This is a genomic window from Microbacterium fluminis (assembly GCF_051549805.1).
Lineage (GTDB): Bacteria > Actinomycetota > Actinomycetes > Actinomycetales > Microbacteriaceae > Microbacterium.
In genome coordinates this window covers 664,758-688,541 of the sequence record NZ_CP196042.1, presented here as the reverse complement: position 1 = coordinate 688,541, position 23,784 = coordinate 664,758, and the positions used below count along the sequence as shown (strand labels likewise).

The 23,784-nt window shown below is 71.7% G+C and carries 25 protein-coding genes; 19 read left to right on the top strand and 6 right to left on the bottom strand.

Translation table 11 applies throughout. The annotated features are described in order from the left end of the window. Nucleotides 1-75: 75 nt before the first annotated feature. Entirely contained in the window at nucleotides 76-1,014 is a 939-nt protein-coding gene (locus ACSJDX_RS03260) for an o-succinylbenzoate synthase (RefSeq protein WP_438354923.1), read from the bottom strand. 162 nt (nucleotides 1,015-1,176) lie between these two features. Between ACSJDX_RS03260 and ACSJDX_RS03255 the strand changes: the two genes are divergently transcribed. The 5 genes from ACSJDX_RS03255 to ACSJDX_RS03235 are packed head-to-tail and all read left to right on the top strand — an operon-like array spanning nucleotide 1,177 to nucleotide 5,387. Beyond that, complete coding sequence (locus tag ACSJDX_RS03255; protein WP_438354152.1) at nucleotides 1,177-1,515, top strand: PadR family transcriptional regulator; 339 nt, start codon at nucleotides 1,177-1,179, stop codon at nucleotides 1,513-1,515. Further along, nucleotides 1,512-2,477 carry a permease prefix domain 1-containing protein gene (locus ACSJDX_RS03250; RefSeq protein WP_438354151.1) on the top strand — a complete coding sequence of 322 codons (966 nt, stop codon included), beginning with the start codon at nucleotides 1,512-1,514 and terminating at the stop codon, nucleotides 2,475-2,477. The genes ACSJDX_RS03255 and ACSJDX_RS03250 overlap by 4 nt, the downstream gene beginning before the upstream one ends. A gap of 4 nt (nucleotides 2,478-2,481) precedes the next feature. Beyond that, nucleotides 2,482-3,282: an LLM class F420-dependent oxidoreductase gene (locus ACSJDX_RS03245; RefSeq protein ID WP_438354150.1), complete on the top strand. Its 801-nt coding sequence runs from the start codon at nucleotides 2,482-2,484 to the stop codon at nucleotides 3,280-3,282. Nucleotide 3,283: 1 nt separating this feature from the next. Beyond that, nucleotides 3,284-4,186, top strand: a complete 903-nt coding sequence (locus ACSJDX_RS03240) for a 1,4-dihydroxy-2-naphthoyl-CoA synthase (RefSeq protein ID WP_438354149.1) — start codon at nucleotides 3,284-3,286, stop codon at nucleotides 4,184-4,186. Nucleotides 4,187-4,199: 13 nt separating this feature from the next. Continuing rightward, the gene (locus ACSJDX_RS03235) at nucleotides 4,200-5,387 is read left to right on the top strand and encodes an AMP-binding protein (RefSeq protein WP_438354148.1); all 1,188 of its coding nucleotides are present in this window, start codon (nucleotides 4,200-4,202) and stop codon (nucleotides 5,385-5,387) included. 14 nt (nucleotides 5,388-5,401) lie between these two features. On the opposite strand, the gene ACSJDX_RS03230 is transcribed toward ACSJDX_RS03235, so the two are convergent. Further along, nucleotides 5,402-5,797 (bottom strand): VOC family protein, encoded by a 396-nt coding sequence (locus ACSJDX_RS03230; protein WP_438354147.1) that lies wholly within the window; start codon nucleotides 5,795-5,797, stop codon nucleotides 5,402-5,404. A gap of 82 nt (nucleotides 5,798-5,879) precedes the next feature. Here ACSJDX_RS03230 and ACSJDX_RS03225 point away from each other — a divergent pair, with 82 nt between their 5' ends. Further along, nucleotides 5,880-6,860, top strand: a complete 981-nt coding sequence (locus tag ACSJDX_RS03225; RefSeq protein ID WP_438354146.1) for a 1,4-dihydroxy-2-naphthoate polyprenyltransferase — start codon at nucleotides 5,880-5,882, stop codon at nucleotides 6,858-6,860. A 45-nt stretch (nucleotides 6,861-6,905) separates the two neighbouring features. Here the strand turns inward: ACSJDX_RS03225 and ACSJDX_RS03220 are convergent, their stop codons facing one another. Then, nucleotides 6,906-7,193, bottom strand: a complete 288-nt coding sequence (locus ACSJDX_RS03220; RefSeq protein ID WP_438354145.1) for a DUF4229 domain-containing protein — start codon at nucleotides 7,191-7,193, stop codon at nucleotides 6,906-6,908. A gap of 99 nt (nucleotides 7,194-7,292) precedes the next feature. On the opposite strand from ACSJDX_RS03220, the gene ACSJDX_RS03215 reads away from it, so the two are divergent. Genes ACSJDX_RS03215 through ACSJDX_RS03205 form a run of 3 tightly spaced genes read left to right on the top strand, consistent with a single transcriptional unit; the run spans nucleotide 7,293 to nucleotide 10,491 of the window. Then, nucleotides 7,293-7,727, top strand: a complete 435-nt coding sequence (locus ACSJDX_RS03215) for a PLD nuclease N-terminal domain-containing protein (protein WP_438354144.1) — start codon at nucleotides 7,293-7,295, stop codon at nucleotides 7,725-7,727. 3 nt (nucleotides 7,728-7,730) lie between these two features. Continuing rightward, nucleotides 7,731-9,575, top strand: coding sequence for a 2-succinyl-5-enolpyruvyl-6-hydroxy-3-cyclohexene-1-carboxylic-acid synthase (gene menD, locus ACSJDX_RS03210; RefSeq protein ID WP_438354143.1), 1,845 nt, complete (start codon nucleotides 7,731-7,733; stop codon nucleotides 9,573-9,575). 52 nt (nucleotides 9,576-9,627) lie between these two features. After that, the gene (locus ACSJDX_RS03205) at nucleotides 9,628-10,491 is read left to right on the top strand and encodes a polyphosphate kinase 2 family protein (RefSeq protein WP_438354142.1); all 864 of its coding nucleotides are present in this window, start codon (nucleotides 9,628-9,630) and stop codon (nucleotides 10,489-10,491) included. 24 nt (nucleotides 10,492-10,515) lie between these two features. On the opposite strand, the gene ACSJDX_RS03200 is transcribed toward ACSJDX_RS03205, so the two are convergent. Further along, nucleotides 10,516-11,379: an IclR family transcriptional regulator gene (locus ACSJDX_RS03200; RefSeq protein ID WP_438354141.1), complete on the bottom strand. Its 864-nt coding sequence runs from the start codon at nucleotides 11,377-11,379 to the stop codon at nucleotides 10,516-10,518. A gap of 130 nt (nucleotides 11,380-11,509) precedes the next feature. Between ACSJDX_RS03200 and ACSJDX_RS03195 the strand changes: the two genes are divergently transcribed. From ACSJDX_RS03195 to ACSJDX_RS03150, 10 genes are all read left to right on the top strand, one after another. Further along, entirely contained in the window at nucleotides 11,510-12,175 is a 666-nt protein-coding gene (locus tag ACSJDX_RS03195; RefSeq protein ID WP_438354140.1) for an ABC transporter permease, read from the top strand. Continuing rightward, nucleotides 12,168-13,217, top strand: a complete 1,050-nt coding sequence (locus tag ACSJDX_RS03190) for an ABC transporter ATP-binding protein (RefSeq protein ID WP_438354139.1) — start codon at nucleotides 12,168-12,170, stop codon at nucleotides 13,215-13,217. Before ACSJDX_RS03195 ends, ACSJDX_RS03190 begins: the two co-directional genes overlap by 8 nt. Beyond that, a complete protein-coding gene (locus tag ACSJDX_RS03185; protein WP_438354138.1) occupies nucleotides 13,217-14,008 on the top strand; it encodes an ABC transporter permease in 792 nt (263 codons plus the stop codon). The genes ACSJDX_RS03190 and ACSJDX_RS03185 overlap by 1 nt, the downstream gene beginning before the upstream one ends. Nucleotides 14,009-14,086: 78 nt before the next feature. Further along, on the top strand, nucleotides 14,087-15,028 hold the full coding sequence (locus ACSJDX_RS03180; RefSeq protein ID WP_438354137.1) for a glycine betaine ABC transporter substrate-binding protein: 942 nt from the start codon (nucleotides 14,087-14,089) through the stop codon (nucleotides 15,026-15,028). Further along, nucleotides 15,028-15,537 (top strand): formaldehyde-activating enzyme, encoded by a 510-nt coding sequence (fae, locus tag ACSJDX_RS03175; protein WP_438354136.1) that lies wholly within the window; start codon nucleotides 15,028-15,030, stop codon nucleotides 15,535-15,537. The genes ACSJDX_RS03180 and fae overlap by 1 nt, the downstream gene beginning before the upstream one ends. A gap of 5 nt (nucleotides 15,538-15,542) precedes the next feature. After that, nucleotides 15,543-16,649 (top strand): mandelate racemase/muconate lactonizing enzyme family protein, encoded by a 1,107-nt coding sequence (locus ACSJDX_RS03170; protein ID WP_438354135.1) that lies wholly within the window; start codon nucleotides 15,543-15,545, stop codon nucleotides 16,647-16,649. 27 nt (nucleotides 16,650-16,676) lie between these two features. Beyond that, nucleotides 16,677-18,173 (top strand): aldehyde dehydrogenase, encoded by a 1,497-nt coding sequence (locus ACSJDX_RS03165; RefSeq protein ID WP_438354134.1) that lies wholly within the window; start codon nucleotides 16,677-16,679, stop codon nucleotides 18,171-18,173. 20 nt (nucleotides 18,174-18,193) lie between these two features. Then, nucleotides 18,194-19,144: an NAD(P)-dependent oxidoreductase gene (locus ACSJDX_RS03160; protein ID WP_438354133.1), complete on the top strand. Its 951-nt coding sequence runs from the start codon at nucleotides 18,194-18,196 to the stop codon at nucleotides 19,142-19,144. Next, nucleotides 19,141-20,334 (top strand): iron-containing alcohol dehydrogenase family protein, encoded by a 1,194-nt coding sequence (locus ACSJDX_RS03155; protein ID WP_438354132.1) that lies wholly within the window; start codon nucleotides 19,141-19,143, stop codon nucleotides 20,332-20,334. Before ACSJDX_RS03160 ends, ACSJDX_RS03155 begins: the two co-directional genes overlap by 4 nt. Beyond that, nucleotides 20,331-21,821, top strand: coding sequence for an NAD-dependent succinate-semialdehyde dehydrogenase (locus ACSJDX_RS03150; protein ID WP_438354131.1), 1,491 nt, complete (start codon nucleotides 20,331-20,333; stop codon nucleotides 21,819-21,821). The genes ACSJDX_RS03155 and ACSJDX_RS03150 overlap by 4 nt, the downstream gene beginning before the upstream one ends. A gap of 123 nt (nucleotides 21,822-21,944) precedes the next feature. Here ACSJDX_RS03150 and ACSJDX_RS03145 read toward each other — a convergent pair whose 3' ends face one another. Further along, a complete protein-coding gene (locus ACSJDX_RS03145; protein ID WP_438354130.1) occupies nucleotides 21,945-23,168 on the bottom strand; it encodes an MFS transporter in 1,224 nt (407 codons plus the stop codon). After that, nucleotides 23,165-23,734 (bottom strand): ArsR/SmtB family transcription factor, encoded by a 570-nt coding sequence (locus tag ACSJDX_RS03140; RefSeq protein ID WP_438354129.1) that lies wholly within the window; start codon nucleotides 23,732-23,734, stop codon nucleotides 23,165-23,167. Before ACSJDX_RS03140 ends, ACSJDX_RS03145 begins: the two co-directional genes overlap by 4 nt. Nucleotides 23,735-23,784 lie beyond the last annotated feature (50 nt).

Here is a 23,784-nt window from a genome sequence, read left to right as displayed (position 1 = left end):
CGGTCCCCTCCGTCGCGTGAGCAGGAGGTTCAACGCCCGTGAGAGACCGTGACGAAATGCCGCCAGCCCTGCGGCTCAGCCCGCAGCGAGCAGCAGGGCGTGGCAGCGGCGCAGCCGGTCGAGCCACCACTCGCGGCGCTCGGCGCTCGCCGCCACCGCGTCGAGCGCCCCGGCGTCGGGCATGACCCGCTTCACCCCGATCGCCCCGGCGTGGGGCACGACGGCAGTCGCGGCATCCGTCACGTCCGCGGTGAACAGCGACCCCGTGCCCAGCCCGCAGTCGAAGTCGAGGGTGGGGAGCGCGGCGGCGAGTGCCGCGCCCATCGACAGTCCGATCGACGTGTCGAGCGCGCTCGAGATCACCGCGGGCAGGCCCGCCGCCTCGACGACCGCGAGCGCCCGGCGCACCCCGCCGAGCGGCTGCACCTTGATCACGAGGATGTCGGCGGCCCCCGCCCGCGCGACCGCGAGCGGATCCTCGGCCTTGCGCACACTCTCGTCCGCCGCGATCGGGATGTCCATGTACTTCACCCGACGTCGCACCTCGGCCAGCTCGTCGATGCTCGCGCACGGCTGCTCGACGTACTCGAGATCGAACTCGGCCAGCGCGTGGATCGCGTGCTCGGCCTCATCGACGTTCCATGCGCCGTTCGCGTCGACCCGCACCCGACCGTCCGGCCCCATCGCCTCGCGCACCGCGCGCACACGTGCGACGTCGTCGGCGAGGCGCTGCCCCGGCTCGGCGACCTTGACCTTCGCGGTGCGGCATCCGTCGTAGCGGTTCAGCAGCGCGGCGACGGATGCGGCCTCCACGGCGGGGATCGTGGCGTTCACCCGGATCGCGTCCCGTCGTGGCGCCGGCTGCTCGCGCCACCCGAAGTCGATCGCGGCGGCGAGCCACGTCGCGGCCTCGGCGTCGGAGTACTCGACGAAGGGGGAGAACTCCGTCCAGCCGCGCGGGCCCTCCAGCAGCACCGCCTCGCGCATGTCGACGCCGCGGAATCGCGTCGTCATCGGCAGCGCCACCACCCGGGCGGTCTCGAGCAGCTCGGACAGGGGCGGGATCGCGTCGATGCTCACCGGTCCATCATCGCCCTGTCCGGGCCGACGTCGGAGAGGATGTCGCGCAACGATGTGTGATTGACGATACTGTGTGTCACACAGTATCGTCGACTCATGACCGAGAACGAGGCGCTCGACACGCACCTGCAGGAGCTGCGACGGGGAACCGTGGTGCTCGCGTGCCTGCGCCTGCTGCAGCAGCCCGGCTACGGCTACGGGCTGCTCGAAGAGCTGACCGGCCGAGGGTTCGACACCGACGCCAACACGCTCTACCCCCTGCTGCGCCGACTGGAGAAGCAGGGGCACCTGATCAGCGAGTGGAACACCGACGAGGCGCGGCCTCGCAAGTTCTACCGCACGAGTCCCGCCGGCGATCGTCTCGCCGTCACCCTCACGCACGAGTTCCGCGCGATCGCCGGGTCGATCGACGCCCTGCCCCAGGAGGAACGATGACCGTCCCGACGATGTCGCTCACCGACCGATACATCCACGCCGCGACCCGCAGCCTGCCCGACGAGAGCCGCGCCGACCTGGCCGCCGAGCTGCGGGCCTCCATCGCCGACGCGGTCGACGCACGCACGGAGGCGGGGGAGGAGCCGGATGCCGCCGAGCGTGCCGTGCTCGTCGAGATGGGCGATCCCGACCGCCTGGCCGCCGAGTACGCCGACCGCCCGCTGTGGGTCATCGGTCCGCGCTACTTCCTGGAGTGGTGGCGCCTTCTGAAGCTGCTGTGGGCGATCGTGCCCGCGTGCGCCGTCGGCGGCGTCGCGCTGGGGATGACACTGGCCGGCGAGAGCTTCGGCTCGATCATGGGCACCCTCTGGAGCGTGCTGGTGGCCGTCGTCGTCCACATCGGATTCTGGACGACGCTGGTCTTCTTCGTGATCGAGCGCAGCGGGTCGAACGCGCCGATGGCGGGCCCGTGGACCCCCGACGCGCTCCCGGAGATCCGCGAGCGGGGTCTCGGCTTCGCCGAGCTGATCACGAGCCTCGCGATCCTGGGACTGCTGGCCGGCGCCCTCGTCTGGGACCGCTTCGTCGGCTTCGTCCCCGGCCACGAGCAACTGTCCTTCTTCGACCATGGCCTGTGGCCGTGGGCCATGGGCGTGCTGTTCGTCCTCATGGCGGGCCAGGCGGCGCTGGGCATCGTCGTGTACGTGCGCGGGCGGTGGACGATGCCGCTCGCCGCCGTCGACGCGCTGATCGCGGTGGCCGTCGCCGTGCCGGCCCTCGTGCTCCTGCTGCAGGGACGGCTGCTCAACCCCGACTTCTTCCCGACGCTCGCCGGGGAGAGCGGTGCGGAGGTGGCATCCGTCATCGGCGCGCTCACCGGCTTCACGATCGCCGGCGTCGCGGTATGGAACATCGTGGACGTCGCGCTCAAGGCCCGTCGCACCCGGCGGACTCTAGGCTGAGCACATGCTTCTCGACACCCCCGTGCGCCTCGGCGTGCAGATCGAACCCCAGCACGCCACCTACCCGCAGATCCGCGACGCGGTGCGGCGGCTGGAGGACCTCGGGGTCGACATCCTGTTCAACTGGGACCACTTCTTCCCCCTCCACGGCGACCGCGACGGCCTGCACTTCGAGGGATGGACGATGCTCGCGGCCTGGGCAGAGCAGACCGAGCGGGTCGAGTTCGGCGCCCTGGTCAACTGCAACAGCTACCGGGGGCCCGACCTGCAGGCCGACATGGCCCGAACGATCGACCACATCTCGGCGAAGGACGGCGGCCGGGGCCGGTTCATCTTCGGCACCGGGTCGGGCTGGTTCGAGCGCGACTACGACGAGTACGGCTACGACTTCGGCACCGCCGGCTCCCGTCTGGACGACCTCGCCGCCGGCCTCGCGCGGGTGGAGGCCCGGTGGGATCGCCTCAATCCCGCCCCGACCCGCAGCATCCCGATCCTCATAGGCGGCAAGGGCGAGCAGAAGACCCTGCGCATCGTGGGGCGGCACGCCGACATCTGGCACAGCTTCGTGCCCGCCGAGGCCCTCGCGCACAAGCTGTCGGTGATCGATCGCTGGGCCGAGACCGAGGGGCGCGACGTCTCGGGCCTGATCGTCTCGAACGAGCTGAAGACCCGGGATGCCTCGGACGCCGATGCGCTCTTCGACGCCGGAGTGCGGCTGTTCACGCTCGGGTGGGCGCCGGGCGATCCCGACTACGACACCGTCCGGCGGTGGCTGGCCTGGCGCGACGCGAAGAACGGCGTCTGAGATGGCCGTCTCCGAGCTGTTCGACCCCGACGAGTGGACGCTCGCGCCCGGCGCCGACGAGTACACCGACATCACCGCGCATGTGTCGCGGAACGGCGGCATCGCGCGCATCGCGTTCGACCGGCCGGAGGTGCGCAACGCGTTCCGTCCGCACACGGTCGACGAGCTGCACCGCGCCCTCGACATCGCCCGCATGGATCCGACGATCGGCGTGGTGCTGCTCACCGGCAACGGGCCGAGCCCGAAGGACGGCGGCTGGGCGTTCTGCTCCGGGGGCGACCAGCGCATCCGCGGCCGCGACGGGTACACGTACGCGGAGGACGAGGCCACCGCACCCGACCCCAGCCGCGCCGGGCGGCTGCACATCCTCGAGGTGCAGCGGCTGATCCGGTTCATGCCGAAGGTCGTCATCGCCGTGGTCCCGGGCTGGGCGGCCGGCGGCGGGCACTCCCTGCATGTGGTGTGCGACCTCACGATCGCCTCGGCCGAGCACGGCCGCTTCAAGCAGACCGACGCCGATGTCGGCTCGTTCGACGCCGGCTACGGCTCGGCCTACTTCGCGCGGCAGATCGGGCAGAAGTTCGCCCGTGAGGTGTTCTTCCTCGCCGAGGAGTACTCCGCGCAGCGCGCGTTCGAGATGGGCGCGGTCAACCGGGTCGTCCCGCACGCCGACCTCGAGCGTGAGGCGGTGGCGATGGCGCGCACGATCCTCACCAAGTCGCCCACGGCGATCCGGATGCTGAAGTTCGCGTTCAACGCCGTCGACGACGGACTCGTCGGTCAGCAGGTGTTCGCCGGCGAGGCGACCCGGCTCGCCTACGGCACCGACGAGGCGGTCGAGGGACGCGATTCGTTCCTTCAGAAGCGCGACCCGGACTGGGCGCCGTACCCGTGGCAGTTCTGAACCCCACGCGACGATGAGGCTCGAACCCGCCGCCGGCGACGATCCGCGCGACATCCTGCGGGCGCTGAAGGGGGCCCTGCACGGCGCGGGGCCCGCGCTGGGGCTCGGAATGGTGAGCGCGGCGCCCGCGCTCGGGCTCGGAACGACCCGCGACGCGCCGCGAGAGGTGCCCCCGGGGACGGCCGTGGTCGTGACCACGTCCGGATCGACCGGCGTGCCCAAGAGCGTCGTGCTCAGCCGCAGCGCGCTCACCGCGAGCGCCCTGGCGACGGCCGAGCGGATCGGGTCCGGCGCCTGGCTGCTCGCCCTGCCCGCCGCCTACGTCGCCGGGCTCCAGGTGCTCGTCCGATCGATCGTCTCCGGGCGCGAGCCCGCGCTCCTCAGCGGCGTCTTCACCCCGCGGGCGTTCGCCTCGGCCGCCCTCATGATGACCTCGAGCGACGGGGGCGTGCGCGTCCCCACCTACACCTCCCTCGTGCCCGCGCAGCTGACGAAGCTCCTCGACGCGGCCGAGACCGACGCCTCGGTGCGCGCCGCACTGCTCTCGTTCGAGCGGATCCTCATCGGCGGACAGGCGCTGCCGGTCGCGTCCCTCGAGCGGGCCACGGCAGCAGGCATCCGGATCGTCCGCACGTACGGCTCGAGCGAGACGAGCGGGGGGTGCGTCTACGACGGCGTCCCGCTCCCGGGGGTGGGACTGCGGATCGTCGACGGCGAGGTGCAGCTGTCCGGCCCGACGCTCGCCGACGGCTATCTCGATGATCCGGAGCGGACGGATGCCTCGTTCCGAGTCGATCCCGACGGCTCCCGGTGGTACCGCACCGGCGACCACGGCATGGTCGACGACGGCGTGCTGCGGGTGCACGGCCGCATCGACAACGTCATCGTGTCGGGCGGCATCAACGTCTCGCTCGACCGGGTCGAGCGGATCGTGCGCGGGGTGCCGGGGCTGGAGGCCGCCGTCGTGGTGGGCGTCGACGACGAGCGCTGGGGCGAGGCATCCGTCGTCGTCGCGGAGCGCGGCGAGGCGCTGCGACGCAGCGAGTCCGCACAACTAGACCGGGCGCGGGCCGCCGTCGCCGAGGCGATCGGCGCGCCGGCCCGTCCGTCGCGGCTCGTGCTGGTGGACGAGCTTCCGCTCCTCGCCTCGGGCAAGCCCGACCGCGAGACGATCCGCCGCGAGATCGCCCGACTGCACTGACGTCCAGGTGCGCCTCAGGTGCGCCGCTCGCGCCCGCCCGGCTCGAACCAGTCGGGGGCCTCGACGACGCAGAACCGGTTGCCCTCGGTGTCTTCCATCACCACGAAGTCGGCGTCGGGCGGATAGCCGTCCCAATCGACGTCGCGCGCGCCGAGGCGGCGCAGTCGCGCGCATTCTGCGGCCTGGTCGGACGCGTAGACGTCGAGGTGCAGGCGCGGCGGGTAGTGCTGCGGGTAGCCGGTCTTGGACAGGGCGATCGACGGCGCCGCTCCCTTGCCTGCGGCCGGATCGAGGATGACCCAGTCGTCGCTCGGCTCGCGCCGGTTCACGTAGCCGAGCGCGGCACGCCAGAAGTCGCCGGCCCTGTCCATGTCCTCGACGGTGAGCACCGTCGTGCCGATCTCGAGCATGCGGCCAGTGTTCCACCGGCGACGGACATCGGCCAGGGCGGCGACGGATGCCTCATCGCACCCCCGTCTAGGATGACCCTTCGTGGCAGGAACCCCGAGCAAGAAGCGCAAGCGCCCCCCCGCGAAGAAGTCGTCCCCGCGCGGCAACCCGCAGAGGACGCATCAGTCCCGCGATCCCCGCCGCGTCGAGAAGGCGCGCCTCGGCGACTGGGTGGGCGCCGCGCGCCTGCGCACCCTGCCGCTCGCGATCGCGCCGGTGCTCGTCGGGACCGGCGCCGCGCGGCTGGTCGACATCCAGTTCCACTGGGTGCTCGCGCTGCTGTGCCTCGTGGTGTCGGTGAGCCTGCAGATCGGCGTCAACTACGCCAACGACTACAGCGACGGCATCCGCGGCACCGACGACGTGCGCGTGGGGCCGGCGCGGCTCACCGCGTCACGCAGGGCCACGCCGCGCGCGGTGCTGACGGTGGCGCTGGTGTTCTTCGGGATCGCGGCGGTGACGGGCCTCGCCCTCACGATCCGCACGCAGCAGTGGTGGTTCCTGGCCGTGGGCGCGCTGTGCCTCGTCGCGGCCTGGTTCTACACCGGCGGCAAGCGGCCGTACGGCTACGCCGGCTTCGGCGAGCTGTTCGTGTTCGTCTTCTTCGGCCTCGTCGCCACTCTGGGCACGACGTGGGTGCAGGTGCAGTCGCTGCCGCAGGAGGCGTGGTTCGGCGCGGTCGCGATCGGACTGTTCGCCTGCGCCGTGCTGCTGGCCAACAACCTCCGCGACATCGACCAGGACCGCCTCGCCGGGAAGCGCACCCTCACCGTGCGGATCGGGCGTCGGGCGACCCAGGTGCTGTTCACGCTGTTCATGATCGTGCCGTTCGTGATCTCGGCGTTCCTCGCGCTGTTCTACCCTCCCGCGTGGCTCGCTCTGCTCGTGCTGCTGCTCGTGCTGCCGGCGATCCTCATCGTCTGGACCTACCGCGCGCCCCGCGAACTCGTCGTCGCGCTCGCCCTGACGTCGTTCGCCTCGGTCGCCTACGGCGCGTTCCTGTTCTGGGCCTTCATCGGCTGACCCGCGACGGATGCCGGTGGCCCCGGCATCCTCTCGGCGAGAAGCTCAGCGGTCGGAGGATGCCGGATCGGGCGTGATCGCGTCGGCGATGGCATCCTCGGCCTCGGTGTCGGCCGACACCCGCGGCGTGCGTCGCGTCGCCACCCGCTCCGAGACGGCCGCCAGCGGGCGGCGCAGGAACAGGATCGACACGCTCAGCCCGATGAGGGCGGCGAAGACCGCGGCCAGCCAGTAGAGCTCCCGGAAGATCGGGAACAGCAGGAGCACGCCGAACGGCACGAGGAACGCGAGCAGCCGCAGCACCGTGTAGACGAGCACGGGAGGAAGCTTCACCTCCTCATCCTACGTCGGCAGCTCCGCGCCGCCTGGGTGCTCGCTCACAGTTCGGCCTCGGCCCGGGCCGCCTTCCCGCGCCGCGCCTAGGATGGGGGCGTGGCCCGCGTACTGCTCATCATCGCGCTGGTGGCGACCGTCTTCTGGGTCTACACCGTCGTCGACTGCGCCGTGCAGCCCGCGACCCGCCACCGCGGCGTGAGCAAGGCGGCCTGGGTGGCCATCGTGGTGCTGATCCCCGTGCTGGGCGGCATCCTGTGGCTCACCGTCGGCCGTATGCGGGCTTCGCAGGTCGCCGAACGTCGCGCGCCCGACGACGACCCCGAGTTCCTCGGGCGCATCGGGTCGATCAGCGACCAGGACGAGCGCATCCGCCGTCTCGAAGAAGAGCTCGCTCAGCTCGACGCCGAAGGCGACGACCCGCGCTGGACCCCCGACGGCCAGAAGCCGACCCCGCCCGAGCCGCCCGCCCGCGCCGACAGCCCCGAGAAGGGTGACGACGACGGTCGCGGAACCCGCGGCGCCGTCGGCTGAGCCGTGGCATCCGATCTCCCCCGTCACCCGCCGGAGTCCGACCCGCGAGCGCTCGCCGCACCCGCGACCGATGCCGCGGCGGCGCTGCTGAGCGGACTCGTCGCAGCCGGTGTGCGGCACGTCGTGGTGAGTCCCGGCTCGCGCTCGCAGGCGCTCGCGCTCGTCGTCGCCGAGCTCGAACGCCGCGGGATCGTGCGCGTGCACGTGCGCATCGACGAGCGCGTCGCCGGGTTCACGGCGCTCGGCATCGCCCGCGAATCGCGGATGCCTGCGGTCGTGGTCTGCACCTCGGGCACCGCCGTGGCGAACCTGCTGCCCGCGGCGCTCGAGGCGCACCACGCCGGTGTGCCGCTCGTGCTGCTGACCGCCGACCGTCCGCCCGAGCTGCGCGGGGTCGGCGCGAACCAGACCACCCGGCAGCCCGGGCTGTTCGCCCCCAGTGTGCGCTTCGAGGCGGACCTGCCGGTTCCCGCGCAGACCGACGCGGTGGGCGACGCCGAGCAGACCGCGGTGCTGCGGGCGGTCGCCGCACAGGCGGTCGCTGCCGCGCTCGGCGAGGGAGCGCGGTCGGCGGGGCCGGTGCACCTGAACGCCCCGTACCGCGAGCCGCTCGCGGGCGAGCTGCCGTCGTGGCTGGGAAGCGCGGCGACGGTGCCGGATGCCGCACCCGCTGCATCGACGAACGCGGAGGCCGTCGCCGACGCGACCGAGGGCGAGGTCGAGGCATCCGGTGCCCTGTACCAGGGAGGCGGCGGCATCGGCGAGGCCGACGTCGCGCCGGAGCCCGAGGACGCGCCGTTCGTGCTGGCCCACGGCTCCCGCACCGTCGTCATCGCCGGAGAGGGCGCCGGCCCCGACGCCGAGGCCCTCGCGCACGCCGGCGGATGGCCGCTGATCGCGGAGGTGGTGAGCGGCGCGCGGTTCGGGCGGCAGCTCGTGCACGGCTACCGCGCGCTGCTGCGCGACCCGGCCCTCGGCGGTCGCATCGAGCGCGCCGTCGTGCTCGGCCACCCCACGCTCAGCCGCGAGGTCACGCGGCTCCTGTCCGACCCGGACGTGGCCGTCTTCGCCCTCCGCGGACCGGGCGAGCCCCTCAACCTCAACGGCGCGACCACCGCGCTCGACACGGTGGCGGTGGCGACCGGCGAGGGCGACCGGGAATGGCTGGGGGAGTGGATGCGCGCGTCGCGCGAGGCATCCGTCGATCTCGCGCCCCCGGCCCCCGACGCCGACGGGCTCGCCTCCGCGGTGCCGAGCGAGCGACTGCCCGCGCTCGCCGCCGAGCTCGCCGTCATCCGTGCGCCGCTGGACCGCGCCGCGCTCGTGGACGCGGTGTGGCGGGCGACGTGGCCGCACGACCGGCTGGTGTTCGGCTCGTCGCGGCTCGTGCGCGTGGCCGACGAGGTCGTCGGCGGGAAGAAGATCCCGGTGCACGCGAATCGGGGCCTGGCCGGCATCGACGGCACGGTCGCCACCGCGACCGGGGTGGCGCTGGCCAGCCAGCAGTCCGGCGGCGCGGGGCTCACCCGGCTCGTGCTCGGCGATCTCGCCCTGCTCCACGACGTCGGCGCACTGCTCCTGCCGCCCGACGAGGACGAACCGCGCGTGCAGGTGATCGTCGGCAACGACGGCGGCGGCACGATCTTCGACACCCTCGAGGTGGCCGGCACAGCCTCTGCCGAGGCGATGCGGCGGATGCTCTACACCCCGCACACCGCCCGCCTCGAGCACCTCGCCCTCGCCTACGGGTGGGAGTACCGGCGCGTGACCACGCGCACCGCGCTCGACCAGGCGCTCACCGCGCCCGTCGGCGGCCGTCAGCTCATCGAGGTCCCCCTCGAGCGCTGATCGCCTCCGAGAGGGGATGCCTCGGCCCCCCGGCATCCGCCATGATGGCGGGATGACCGCCAAGAGCCAGCATCACTGGGGCGCCGACGCCCTCGACGTCCTTCGCGCAGGTCCGGGATTCGTCCTGTCGGATCTCGATCCCTCCTCGACCCCGGGGCATCCCGGGTCGAAATCCCGCGGGCAGGACGACCTCGCCTCGGGGCTCGCGCAGCTCGACCAGTACCAGGAGCGGCTGTTCGCGCGCAGCCGCACGACCGACGCGCCCGACCGGGTGCTGCTCGTGCTGCAGGCGATGGACTCGGCCGGCAAGGGCGGCATCGTGCGGCACGTGGTGGGCGCCGTCGATCCGCAGGGGGTATCGATCGCCTCGTTCAAGAAGCCGACGCCCGAGGAGCTCGCCCACGACTTCCTGTGGCGCATCGAGAAGCGCGTCCCCGCCCCCGGGATGATCGGGGTCTTCGACCGGTCCCACTACGAGGACGTGCTCGTCGGCCGGGTGCGCTCCCTCGCCCCGGCGGACGAGATCGAGCGCCGCTACGGCGCGATCAACGACTTCGAGGCGCGTCTGGTCGACAGCGGCACCCGGGTGATCAAGGTGATGCTGCACATCTCGTACGACGAGCAGCGCGATCGGCTCATGGAGCGGCTCGAACGTCCCGACAAGTACTGGAAGTACAACCCGGGCGACGTCGACGAGCGGGCGCTGTGGCCGCAGTACATGGATGCCTACCAGACCGTGTTCGAGCGCACGTCGACCGAGGTCGCTCCCTGGTACGTCGTGCCCGCCGACCGGAAGTGGTACGCCCGGCTCGCAGTGCAGACCCTGCTGCTGGAGACGCTCGAGCGCATCGACCCGCAGTGGCCGGCGGCCGACTTCGACGTCGAGGCCGAGCAGAAGCGCCTCGCCGTCACCTGACCATTGTCGTGAGCCCGGCGGACGTCAGCGCCCGGAGGCGAGACGCGCCGAGAGGTCGCGCGCGACGCGCGCCGTGAGGCGCCCCGCCTCGTCGAGGTGGTCGCCGAGCCGGCCCTTCGGGGCACTGATGTTGATCGCGGCCACGATCTGTCCGTGGGTGTCGTGCACTGGTGCCGAGACACCGACCACGCCGGTCTCGAACTCCTCGTCGACGGTGGCGTAGCCGCGTGCGCGGATGCGCCCGATCTCGACGAGCAGGCTCTCCTCGTCGGTGATGAGCAGCGTGCCGGGCGGCACCGCCGGCAGCGCTGCCGACTCCCGTTCGGCCAGCGGCGAGGAGGGGATGACGGGCTCGTCGTGCCCGTGCAGGTGGTACCACTCGCGCAGCTCCTCGTCGGACCACCCGCTCACCAGCACCCGTCCCGACGAGGTGCGCCACGCGGCGGTCGACACCCCCTGCCACCCGAGACCGCGGAAGTGGTACTCGCTGAGCTCGCTCGACAGCGTCAGCACGTTGCCCCCGCGCAGCACGCACAGGTGGGTCGTCTCGTGCGTCGCGCTCACCAGTCGACGCAGGTACGGGGATGCCTCGCGCACGAGGCGCGCTTCGAGCGTGCGCGCCGCGAGCGCGTACAGCTGGTAGCCGAGGCTGTACCCCAGGCTCTGCGGATCGCGGCTGACCAGCCCGGCCTCGGCGAGGGTGGCGAGCGTGCGCGACACCTGACCCTTGTCCCGGCCGACCAGCTCGGCGATGCGCACGACGCCGAGGCCGCCGGGGGTGGTGCGCGCCTCGTCGCGCGCGAGCACGTCGAGCAGCTCGAGGTCGCGCCGCAGGCCTGCCGAGTTGCGGCGCGGGGCCGTCGACCGCGCGGGGATGGTCTCGTCCATGACGGCACCCTACGCCTTGAGTTGCCATTTCAACAACTGGGGTTGCGCATATCGACACCGCACTCGTACTGTCGTGACACACCCCGCCGAACCCGTCGGCGGATCTCGATGAGGAGAGAGGAGTGCGGACGTGACCGATTTCGATTTCGGCGGCCTCCTCACCTTCTGGGGCAGGCGTGCGGACGACATCCTCGACCTGGTCCTCCAGCACCTCGCGGTCGTCGCCCTCAGCGTGCTGATCGCGACCGTGGTCGGGGTGCTGATCGGCATCCTCGTGTGGAACCGCCCGGTCCCGCGCTCGCTCACGATCGCCGCCGCCGGCGTCGCGCTGACGATCCCGTCGCTCGCCCTGCTCGCGCTGCTCACCCCGGTGTTCGGCCTCGGCTGGACCCCGACGGTGTTCTCCCTGGTCTTCTACTCGCTGCTGCCGATCGTGCGCAACACCGTGGTGGGCCTGCGCGAGGTGTCGCCGGCGATCATGGAGTCGGCCAAGGGGATGGGGATGTCGCCCACGAAGATCCTCGTGTCGATCCAGCTGCCGATCGCATGGCCCATCATCCTCACCGGCGTCCGGGTCGCCGCCCAGCTGACGATCGGCATCGCGGCGATCGCCGCCTACGTCGCCGGGCCCGGACTCGGCCAGTTCATCTTCCAGGGGCTGTCGTCCCTGGGGTCCAAGAACGCCCTCAACTTCGCCCTCACCGGCACGCTGGGCGTCATCATCCTGGCCCTCGTCATCGACGGCTTGTTCGTGCTCATCACCCGACTGACCACCTCGAGGGGGCTCCGTGTCTGAATCAACCGCCACCGGCGTCGCGGCGATCGCGCGCAACACCAGCGGCGTGGGTATCACGCTCGACCACGTCACCAAGGTCTACCCGGGCACCGAGGCGCCCGCCGTCGACGACTTCTCGATGAGCGTCCAGCCGGGCGAGCTCATCATGTTCGTCGGACCATCGGGCTGTGGCAAGACCACGACGATGAAGATGATCAACCGCATCATCGAGCCGAGCTCCGGGTCGATCGCCATCGACGGACGCGACGTGCTCTCGCTCAACCCGAACGAGCTGCGTCGCCACATCGGCTACGTGATCCAGCAGATCGGCCTCTTCCCGCACATGACGATCGCCGAGAACATCGCCGTCGTCCCGCGCTTGCTCGGCTGGAACAAGCAGAAGACGGCCGACCGCGTCGACGAGCTGATCGAGACGGTGCAGCTGGATGCCGCCACCTTCGGGTCCCGCTACCCCAAGCAGCTCTCCGGCGGCCAGCAGCAGCGTGTCGGTGTCGCGCGGGCGCTCGCCGCAGACCCCCCGGTCATGCTCATGGACGAGCCCTTCGGCGCGACCGACCCGATCACCCGCGAGAAACTGCAGGCGGAGTTCCTGCGCCTGCAGGAATCGATCGGCAAGACGATCATCTTCGTCACGCACGACTTCGACGAGGCGATCAAGCTCGGCGATCGCATCGCGGTGCTCTCCGAGCGCAGCCAGATCGAGCAGTTCGACACCCCGGCGAACATCCTCGCGGCGCCGGCGAACGACTACGTCCGCTCCTTCATCGGGCACGGCGCCGCGCTCAAGCGCCTCGCACTCATCCCGGTGTCGGAGGCGCGGCTCGCCGCGGCGCAGGGCACGTCGGGCCTCGCGACGGTGCGGGCGGATGCCACGCTGCGCGATGCGCTCGACACGCTCGTGCTCCTCGGGGTTCCGTCGATCGACGTGATCGACGCGGGCGGACGAGCGGTGGGCTCCCTCACGGTGGAGCGCATCTCCGACGTCCTCGGCGCCGACATCCCGGGCGTGACCGCACCGGACACGCGGGCGGCGGGTGCGTGATGACCATCGTCACGACCGAGACGCAGACGATCGCGGCGGCGCGCAGCTCCGTCCCGGTCGTGAAGCGTCGCATCTTCACGCTGAAGCGGTTCACCACCCCGATCGTGGTCGTGGTCATCCTGCTCCTGCTGCTGTGGTGGGTCTCGACGCTCGAACTCGACTCCATCGAGCAGCGCACCCTGAACTGGGGCTATCTGACGCTGCGCATCGGCGAGCACCTCAGCCTCACGTTCGTCGCCTCCGCCCTCATCGCGATCCTCGCCATCCCGATCGGCATCGCACTGGCCAAGACACCGTCCAAGGCGGTGCGCGGAATCGTGCTCGCGATCGCGAACATCGGGCAGGCCACCCCGGCGGTCGGTGTGGTCATCCTGCTGGCCATCGTGTGGCAGACGGGATACACCACCGCCCTCGTCGCGCTCGTCATCTACGCGTTCCTCCCCGTGCTGCGCAACACCATGATCGGCATCGAGCAGGTCGACGGCAGCGTCAAGGAGTCGGCCCGGGGCATGGGCATGACCCCGTCGCAGGTGCTCTACCGCATCGAGCTGCCGCTCGCGGTGCCCGTCATCCTCGCCGGGCTCCGCACCGCCCTCGTCTTCTGCGTCGGTGTCGCGACGATCGCGACCTTCATCAACGCCGGCGGCCTCGGCGACATGATCGTCAACGGCCTGAAGCTGCAGCGCTACCCGGTCCTGGTGGTCGGCGCCGTCCTCGTGGCCTGCATCGCCCTGCTCATCGACTGGATCGCCGCGGTGGCCGAGGACATCCTCACCCCGCGCGGCATCTGACCTCCGGCACGCGGCGCGCCCCGGCATCCGTGCTCGCCCCACACCCGTACCACCCGCAACACACACCAAGGAGACACCATGAAGCGACGACTGCTTCTCCCCGCCCTGGCGCTGGCCGCCGCGGGCGTCCTGGCCCTGTCGGGCTGTTCCGGCGCGAGCGGAGGCGGCGCAGCCTCCGGTTCGAGCGACGAGCTGAAGGGCCTCACCGGCGACATCGGAGCGAAGGACTTCTCCGAGCAGTTCATCCTCGCCTACATCACCGCCGGCATCCTGAACGCCCACGGCGCCGACGTGAAGGCCAACACCAAGCTCGTCGGCTCGGCCAACGTCCGCCAGGCGCTGGAGACCGACCAGTTCCTCGGCTACTGGGAGTACACCGGCACCTCATGGGTGACCTACAATGGCAACACCACGCCGGTGAAGGGCGAGCAGGCGCAGTTCGACGCCACCAAGAAGGCGGATGCCGCCAAGGGCATCGCCTGGCTCGACCCGGCTCCGCTGAACAACACCTACGCGTTCGCGATCCGCAAGTCCAAGGCCGACGAGCTGGGTGTGAAGACCCTGTCGGACGTGGCCAAGCTGCCCGCCGCCGACCAGACGTTCTGCATCGAGAGCGAGTTCTCGACCCGCGACGACGGCTGGCCCGGACTGAAGGCGGCGTACGGCATCACCGTGCCCGACTCGAACGTGGCGCTCCTGGACACGGGCGTCATCTACACCGCCACCCAGAAGGGCGACGACTGCAACTTCGGCGAGGTGTTCCAGACCGACGGGCGCATCAAGGCCCTCGATCTCGTGGTGATGCAGGACGACAAGCAGTTCTTCCCCGTCTACCAGGGCGCCTTCACGCTCAAGCAGGCCACGCTCGACAAGTACCCCGCGATCGCCGATGTGATCGCCAAGGTCGCGCCGCTGCTGACCACCGAGCAGATGCAGACGCTGAACGCGATGGTCGACGTCGACGGCGAGGACCCGCAGGACGTCGCGAACACCTGGCTCAAGGACCAGGGGCTCATCTGATGTCTGCCGGCCTCCAGATCGGCGAGAGCTTCGTCGGAGCGGGCGCGCACGCCGCGCACATCAACACCGTGTTCGGCGACCGCGAGGGTCCCGCGGGCGTGGCGTGGGCGACCGCCCTGGCCACCCCCAGTGCGGGTCACGTGCCGTTCGTCGCGGTGCTGCGCCCCTCCCTGCCGGTGAAGCCGCTGACCCTGTTCGTGACGAAGTCCGCTCCGGACGGCGACGAGCACGGTCTGCTGATCTGGGGGCCGGCGCAAGCGGGCGTCGCGGCCGGTGTCGCCGACGCCCTGGCTGACGGGGTGATCACCCCGGAGCAGGCCGACAGCCACGTCGTGATCGCCGCGGTGTGGGTCAACCCCGCCGCGACCGATGCCGACGAGATCTACCGCAACAACCGCACGGCCACGCGCACCGCGCTGGAGAACGGCGCGCAGCGATTTCCCGCCACCGCCGACGTGATCGCCGCGCGCGAGGCCCCGTCGAACCCCTTCTACACGCCTGAGGTCTGACACGAATGAAGATCACCGCGATCGAGCTGACGAGGATGAACCTCCCGCTCGACCCTCCGTTCCGCGCCGCCTGGGACCCCAATCCCCGCACCGACTTCCCCGCGACCCTGGTCACGGTGCGCACCGACGAGGGCGTCACCGGCTACGGCTCGGGCGACACGATGGACGGCTTCGACGCGTACCGGTCGCTGTTCCTCGGCACCGACCCGCTGCAGATCCTCAACCAGGTGCGACGGATCGAGACGATCAACTTCCACGGCGGTCGGTACTGGCCGCTGGAGGCGGCGCTGTGGGACATCATCGGCCAGGTCGCGGGGCTCCCCGTGAGCGTGCTGTTCGGTGGCGCGCGCGACCGGCTGCCTGCCTATGCCTCCAGCGGCGAGCTGAAGTCGCCGGAGGAGCGGGCGGATGCCGCGCTCGCCGCCCGCGCGGCGGGCTTCCGTGCGATGAAGATCCGCATCGCCCGCGACCGGCTCAGCGAGGGCATCGCCGCCGTGCGCGCCGCCCGTGAGGCGGTGGGCGACGACTTCGACCTGATGGTCGACCTCAACCAGATGTGGCGCATGTCGGGCGACATCGAAGCGGCGCTGCCGCTGGCCAAGGTGCAGCGCGTCGCGGCCGAGCTCGCCGAGCTGGGCGTGCTGTGGCTCGAGGAGCCGCTCCCGCAGGTCGACGTCGTCGGCGCCCAGCGGGTGCGCGCCGAGACCGGCATCCAGATCTCCGGGGGCGAGATGGTGCGCAGCCTCCCCGAGATCATGCAGCTGATCGAGGCCGACGCCTTCGACATCTACCAGCCCGACGTCGCCCTCGCCGTGGGCATGCACCGCGCCCGCCAGGTGGCCGAGTCGGCCAACCTGCGCCACCGCGCGTTCACGCCGCACACGTGGTCGAACGGCCTCGGTCTGCTCGCGAACCTGCACGTCGCCGCCGGCGTCGACGCGGGGCCGTACCTCGAGTTCCCCTACGACCCGCCGGGGTGGACGCCCGAGCGTCGCGACTTCTTCATGGAGCCGCTCATGATCGACGCGCACGGCGACCTCCTCGTGCCCGACGCCCCCGGCCTCGGCGTCACGATCGACCACGACGCCGTCGCCCGCTACACCGTCTCCTGACCCCCTCCCTCGTCTCGAAAGCAGGACATGACCGATTGGATCGCGGCCGCTGCCGCGCTCACCCCCCAGACCGGGCTGTTCATCGACGGGGCCTTCCGCCCCGCCGCGGACGGCGCCTCCTTCGAGACGATCGCCCCGCGCGACGGCTCCGTGATCGCCGAGATCTCCTCCGGGGGAGAGGCGGACGTGGATGCCGCGGTGCGGGCGGCCGCCCGGGCGTTCGAATCCGGCGTGTGGTCGCGGGCCGACCGCCGCGAGCGCCAGCGGGTGCTGGTCCGCCTCGCGGATCTGATGCTGGAGAACCTCGATGAGCTCGCTCTCCTCGAGGCGCATGATTCGGGGCATCCGATCTCCGATGCGCGCAATGTCGACGTGCCCACCGCCGCCCGCGTGTTCCGCTGGTACGCGGAGGCTCTCGACAAGGTCTCGGACGAAGTCGCGCCCACGCCGGAGAACGCGCTCGCCCTCGTGACGCGCGAGCCGCTGGGCGTGGTCGGCGCGGTCGTGCCGTGGAACTACCCGCTGATCATCTCGTCGTGGAAGCTCGCTCCCGCCCTCGCGACGGGCAACTCCGTCGTGCTCAAGCCCGCCGAGCTCACCAGCCTGTCCGCGCTCAAGCTCGCCGAGCTGGCCGCCGAGGCCGGGCTGCCCGACGGCGTGCTCAACGTGGTGCCCGGACTCGGGCGGGTCGCGGGGCAGGCGCTGGGGCGGCATCCGCTCGTCGACAAGGTGACCTTCACCGGGTCGCCCGCCGTCGGTCGCGGGTTCCTCACCTACGCCGGTGAGTCCAACGGCAAGCAGGTGGCGCTCGAGCTCGGCGGGAAGTCGCCGCAGCTCGTGCTGGCCGACGCACCCGACCTGGCCGCGGCCGCCTCGGCGATCGCGTGGGGCATCTTCTACAACGCCGGTCAGACCTGCCACGGCGGCAGCCGGCTCATCGTCGACGAGCGCGTGCACGATGCCCTCCTCGAGGAGGTCGTCAAGGTCGGCCGGTCGCTCGTGCAGGGCGACCCGCTGGATGCCGCGACGCAGCTGGGCACGATCGCCAGCGCCACGCAGCTCGACAGGGTGCTCGGCTACGTCGACGTCGCGCGCGTCGAGGGCGCCACCGTCATCGGGGGGCGGCGTGTGCGTCCGGCGGGGCTCGAGGACGGCTTCTACGTCGAGCCGACGATCTTCGACGGCGTCGACAACGCCGGGCGCATCGGTCAGGAGGAGATCTTCGGACCGGCTCTCGCAGTGACCACCGTGCGCGGGGCGGAGGAGGGCGTGCGCGTCGCGAACGACTCCGCGTACGGCCTGGCCGCGAGCGTGTGGACCGGCAGCGTCACCACCGCCCACAACGTCGCCAAGCGCCTGCGCGCCGGCACGGTGTGGATCAACACGTTCGACGTCGCCGACGTCATCACCCCGTTCGGCGGATTCAAGCAGTCCGGCTCCGGCCGCGACCGCTCGCTGCACGCCTTCGACGCGTACACCGCACTCAAGACCACCTGGATCGACCTGGGCGACGGCTCGCTGTGAGCACCCCACTGGAGAGGAACATGACCAACAACACCGCCGCCGTTCCGACGGTCGGCTTCATCGGCCTGGGCAACATGGGATCGGGGATGACCCGCAACCTGCAGAAGTCGGGCTTCCCGCTCGTGGTCACCGACATCCGCCGGGAGGCGGCGGCAGAGCTCATCGCCGGCGGCGCCCGCTGGGCCGACACCGCGGCGGAGGTGGCCGCGCAGAGCGACCTCGTCATCACGATGCTGCCCACGCCTCGGCACGTCGACGCGGTGGTGAACGGCCCGACGGGCATCCTCGCGGGCATCCGCGACGAGGGCACGTGGATCGATATGTCGACCTCGGTGCCGGATGTTTCCGCCGCCGTGCGCCGCGACCACGCCGACCGCGGGCTCCGCATCCTCGACGCGCCCGTCAGCGGGATGTCGGTGGGGGCGGCGAACGGGATGCTGCAGATCTTCGTCGGCGGCGAGGCCGAGGACGTCGAGCGCCTGCGCCCGGTCTTCGAGGCGATGGGCGACCCGGAGCGGATCATCCACGTCGGCGCGGCCGGAGCGGGCTACGCCGTGAAGCTCATGATCAACCAGCTGTGGTTCTCGCACCTGGTCGCCACGGCCGAGGTGTTGGCGGTCGGAGTGAAGGCGGGCGTCGACCTGGAGGTGCTGCGCCGCTCGCTCATCGCGAGCCCCGCCAACTCGAACTTCCTCGAGAACGACGTGCTGTCGATCCTCGACCACGGCGACTACGACGAGGGCTTCGCGATCGCCCTGGCCTGCAAGGACCTCGGCCTGTCGATCGACCTCGCCCGCTCGGTGAACGTGCCGGTCGAGCTGTCCGCGACGGTCGAGCAGGTCTACCGCCGCGCGAAGGCGCAGTACGGCGACCTCGCCGGAGAGATGACGCCGGTGAAGCTGTACGAGGACCTGGCCCGCACCGAGCTGCGGCGCGCCGGCACCACGGCGGATGCGGCGGTGCCCGCGTGAGCGGCACCCGCCTCGCCGCCCTGCCCACGCCGCTCTCCGACATCGCGCTGACGCTCGACCCGAAGCCGATCGCGTACTTCGGCCGCGGCCGTGTGGCCGAGACTGGCGCGATCGTCGCCGGACTGGGCGCGTCGACCGTGCTCATCGTGACCGACCCGTTCCTGGGCTCCTCGCCGGTGGTCGGCGCGGTGCGCGCGTCGCTGGAGGCGGCGGGCCTCACCGTGCACCAGTACGACCGCGTCACCCCGAACCCGACGACGACCAATCTCGACGAGGGCAGCGACCTGGCGGCATCCGTCGGCGCCGACGTCATCGTCTCGGTCGGCGGCGGATCGTCGTTGGATGCCGCGAAGGGCATATCCCTCGGCGCCGTCAATCCGGAGCGCGGCATCGCGCTGGACTATTCGACGCCGTTCGCCTCTCCGGCGCTGCCGATCGTGGCCATCCCCACCACGGCGGGCACCGGTGCCGAGGTGAACGCCTTCGGCGTGATCACGGATGTCGAGGGCCACCGCAAGTTCTACGTCGGGCACGACTCGGCGCTGGCCCGCGCGGCGGTGCTCGACCCCGACCTGACCGTGGGGCTGCCGCCGTCGGCGACCGCCGCGACCGGGTTCGACGCCCTCACGCACGCGCTGGAGTCCTACCTCTCGGTGCGCGCCAACCCGTACTCCGACGGTGTCGCGCTGCAGGTGATCGCGACGGTGTCGACCTACCTGCCGCGGGCGGTGGCCGACGGGTCCGACCTCGAGGCGCGCGCCGAGCTGCTGCTCGCCTCGCACGTCGCCGGGGTCGGGTTCTCCCACACCGGGCTCGGACTCGTGCACGGGATCGCCCACCCTCTCGGCGGGCAGTTCAACATCCCCCACGGACTCGCCCTCGCGATCGTCATCGGCGGGGTGCTGCGCTTCAACCGTGCGGAGCGCGAGGAGCGTCTCGCCCGCGTGGCGTTCGCCCTCGGGGTCGGCGACACCGCCGCCGATGACGCCCGGAACGCGGACGCCGCCATCGACGCGATCACCGACCTCGCGGCATCCGTCGGTCTCGAAGGCCCCCTGTCGCGGTTCGGCGTCACCGAGGCGGCGCTCGACTCCCTCGCCGCCGACACGCTCGCCGACGCGGTCACCGTCAACAACCCGATCCAGCCCACGGCCGACCAGGTCGTCGCCATTCTGAAGGAGGCGCTGTGAGCGTCATCACCGAGACCGCCGAACGGACGCTGATCGACAGCATCCCGCGCGGCCTGTTCATCGACGGGCGGTGGCGGGATGCCTCGACCGGCGGCACCTTCGCGGTGATCGACCCGTCGACCGGCGAGGAGCTCGTGCGGATCGCCGACGCGACCGTCGAGGACGGCGAGGCGGCGCTCGCCGCTGCACACGCCGCCCAGGCGTCGTGGGCGCGCACCGCCCCCCGCGAACGGGCCGAGATCCTGCGACGCGCGTTCGACGCCGTGACGGCCCGCGCCGACGACTTCGCGCTGCTGATGACCCTCGAGATGGGCAAGCCGCTCGCCGAGGCGCGCGGCGAGGTCGCCTACGGCGCGGAGTTCCTGCGCTGGTTCTCGGAGGAGACCGCGCGCATCTCGGGCCGCTTCGCCACCGCCCCCGACGGAAAGACCCGCCTGCTCGTGATGAAGCGGCCGGTGGGACCGTGCCTGTTCATCACACCGTGGAACTTCCCGCTCGCCATGGCCACGCGCAAGATCGCCCCCGCGATCGCCGCCGGCTGCACGATGGTGCTCAAGCCCGCCGCGCTCACGCCGCTCACCGCGATGCTGTTCGCGCAGGTGCTGCAGGAGGCGGGGCTTCCGGCCGGTGTCCTCAACGTCATCCCGACCACCTCCGCGGGTCGCGTCACCGGCCCGCTCGTGAAGGACGCGCGGCTGCGCAAGCTCTCGTTCACCGGGTCGACCGAGGTCGGGCGCCGCCTCATCGCCGACGCCGCCGACCAGGTGCTGCGCGTCTCGATGGAGCTCGGCGGCAACGCGCCGCTGCTCGTCTTCGACGACGCGGACCTCGACCAGGCCGTCGAGGGCGCGCTCCTGGCGAAGCTCCGCAACGGGGGTGAGGCCTGCACCGCGGCCAACCGCATCCTCGTGCACGAGTCGGTCGCGGACGAGTTCTCGACACGGCTGGCCGCACGGGTGGGCGGGTACCGGGTCGCACGCGGCACGGAGGAGGGCGCGCAGATCGGACCGCTCGTCGACGAGGCCACCCGCACCAAGGTGCACGAGCTGGTGACCTCGGCGATCGAGGACGGGGCACGCGTGGTGGTCGGCGGCTCGGCCATCGACGGACCGGGCTACTTCTACCAGCCGACGGTGCTGGCCGACGTGCCGGCGGACGCCCGCATCCTCGGCGAGGAGATCTTCGGGCCGGTGGCGCCGATCGTCGCCTTCCGCGATGAGGCCGAGGCGATCGCCCTGGCCAACGCGACCGAGTTCGGTCTGGTCGCCTACGCCTTCACGAAGGACCTCAATCGCGGCCTGCGGCTCGCCGAGGAGCTCGAGGTGGGAATGTTCGGCCTCAACACGGGCATCGTGTCCAACCCCGCCGCGCCCTTCGGCGGCGTGAAGCAGTCCGGGCTCGGCCGGGAGGGCGGTTTCGAGGGCATCGAGGAGTACCTCGAGACGCGCTACGTCGGCATCGCCGACCCTTTCGCGGCCGCGCGCTGAGCTCACCCCGCTGTCGAACGGTCGCAACACGCCGCGCGCTCACGCAGGTTCGCGGCGAGTTGCGCCCGTTCGCGGGGGACCGCGTCCTGCTCCGACCTCGCGCTCGCCGGGGGAGGGAGCGGGTCAGAAGCCGCGCCAGCGCCGGCCGAACGACGTCGACAGGATCGCGACGAGATAGAGGACGGATGCCGCGACCAGCGTCGCGGTCAGGCCCACGGCCGTGACGCCGACGCCGGCCAGGAAGCTGCCGAGCGGCATCGCGGCAGTGACCCCGGCGGTGATCGCGCCGAGCACGCGCGCCCGGATCGCGGGCGGCATCAGGCGCAGGAGGGCGGAGTCGATGAGCGGATTGATCGGACCCGCGGCCAGCCCCGAGACGACGAGCATCGCGGCCACCACCGGAAACGGCGGGTTCAGGGCCATCGCGAGGTACACCGGAACGCCCGCGATGAGGAACAGCACGACGTAGAGCGCGTGACGGGGCACGCGGTCGCCGATGAACCCGTACAGGGCAGCGCCGGTGAGCGCTCCGCCCGCGGTGCACGCGATCATGATGCCTAGCTCGGCGCCGCCGTTGCCCAGGCTCTCGGCGTACAGCGGCTTGAGCACGGTGAACCCGGCGGTGTCGATCGCGTTCGTGACGAACACCATCACCACGACGGCGGCCACCAGCGGGGTGCGGACGACGAAGCGGATGCCGGCGGTCAGAGCCCGCCACCCGGCATCCGTCGCCCGCTCGCCCTCGTCCACGTCCAGCTCCACCTGCGGGACGAACAGCACGGTGAAGAGGATCGCGACGGCGAACGACCCCGCGGTCAGGTACATTGCCGTCGCCGCACCCGCGGTCGCCACGAGCAGGCCGGCGAGACCCGAGCCGAGCATGATCGCGGTGCGTGACACGGTCGCCTGCCAGGCGACGACGCGGGGGAGACCGGCGTCGGCCAGCTCGGTCAGCTCTGGCAGCTGGCTGTTGCGGGCGGCGCTGCCGGGCGCATCGAGCAGATTCGACAGGAAGACCAGGACCAACAGCATCCACAACGGTAGGGCGTCCATCGCGGCCAGGACGGGGATCGCCAGCACCGTGAGGCCGCTCGCGGCGTCGGCGAGGATGCTCGCCCGGCGGAACCCGAGCCGGTCGACGACGATGCCGCCGACGAGGCCGCCGATCATAAGGGGGAGGGTCGCCGCGACTCCCGCGGCGGCGGTCGCCAGCGGCGTACCGGCGATCTGCAGCGCGATGAGCGGCACGGCGACGATCGTGACGGCGTTGCCGGTGCGGGAGATCCCGTCCGCCGCGAGCAGGGCGACGAGGGGCGCCCGCCGGCGGGTGCCGGCGAAGATGCTCATGGCTGCCGGTACGCGGCGTAGACGATGCGGCTCAGCTGGGCGCCGGGCTTCGTGCGGTCGCCGCGCGCATGCCAGCGCTCGGCCAGCGCCACGAGCTCGTCGCTCATCTCGCGCAGCTCGGAGGCGGTGAGCCAGGCGTGGTCGTCGCCTGTCGTCGAGGCGGCGATCCACTCGGGTTCGAGGGTCTCCTCCGTCTCGAGGTAGGCGAGCAGGTCGGCGGCGTACCGCTGCACGATCACCGCGCGCATGGCACGTCCCGCGACGCGTGCGGTGGGGTCGTCCTGCAGCTCGGCGGCGTCGAACGTCGTCGAATCGGCCGACGCGCGCCACCATCGCTCCCGCCCGTCACGGGCGAGCTCGGGCGCCTGCTCGACGAACCCGTGCTTCTCGAGCGTGCCCAGGTGGTAGCTGATCGAGCCCGGCGCCGCGTCGACGCGTTCGCTGAGCGCACCGACCGACTGCGGCCCGGCGGTGCGGAGGATGCCGATCAGCCTCAGCCGCAGCGGGTGAGCGAGTGCGCGCAGCGCCGACGGATCGGTGACATGGATGCGGGAACGCTCGCTCATGCCTCCACGCTAACCCCGCAACATCCATTGCACAATAACTCTTGTGGAAA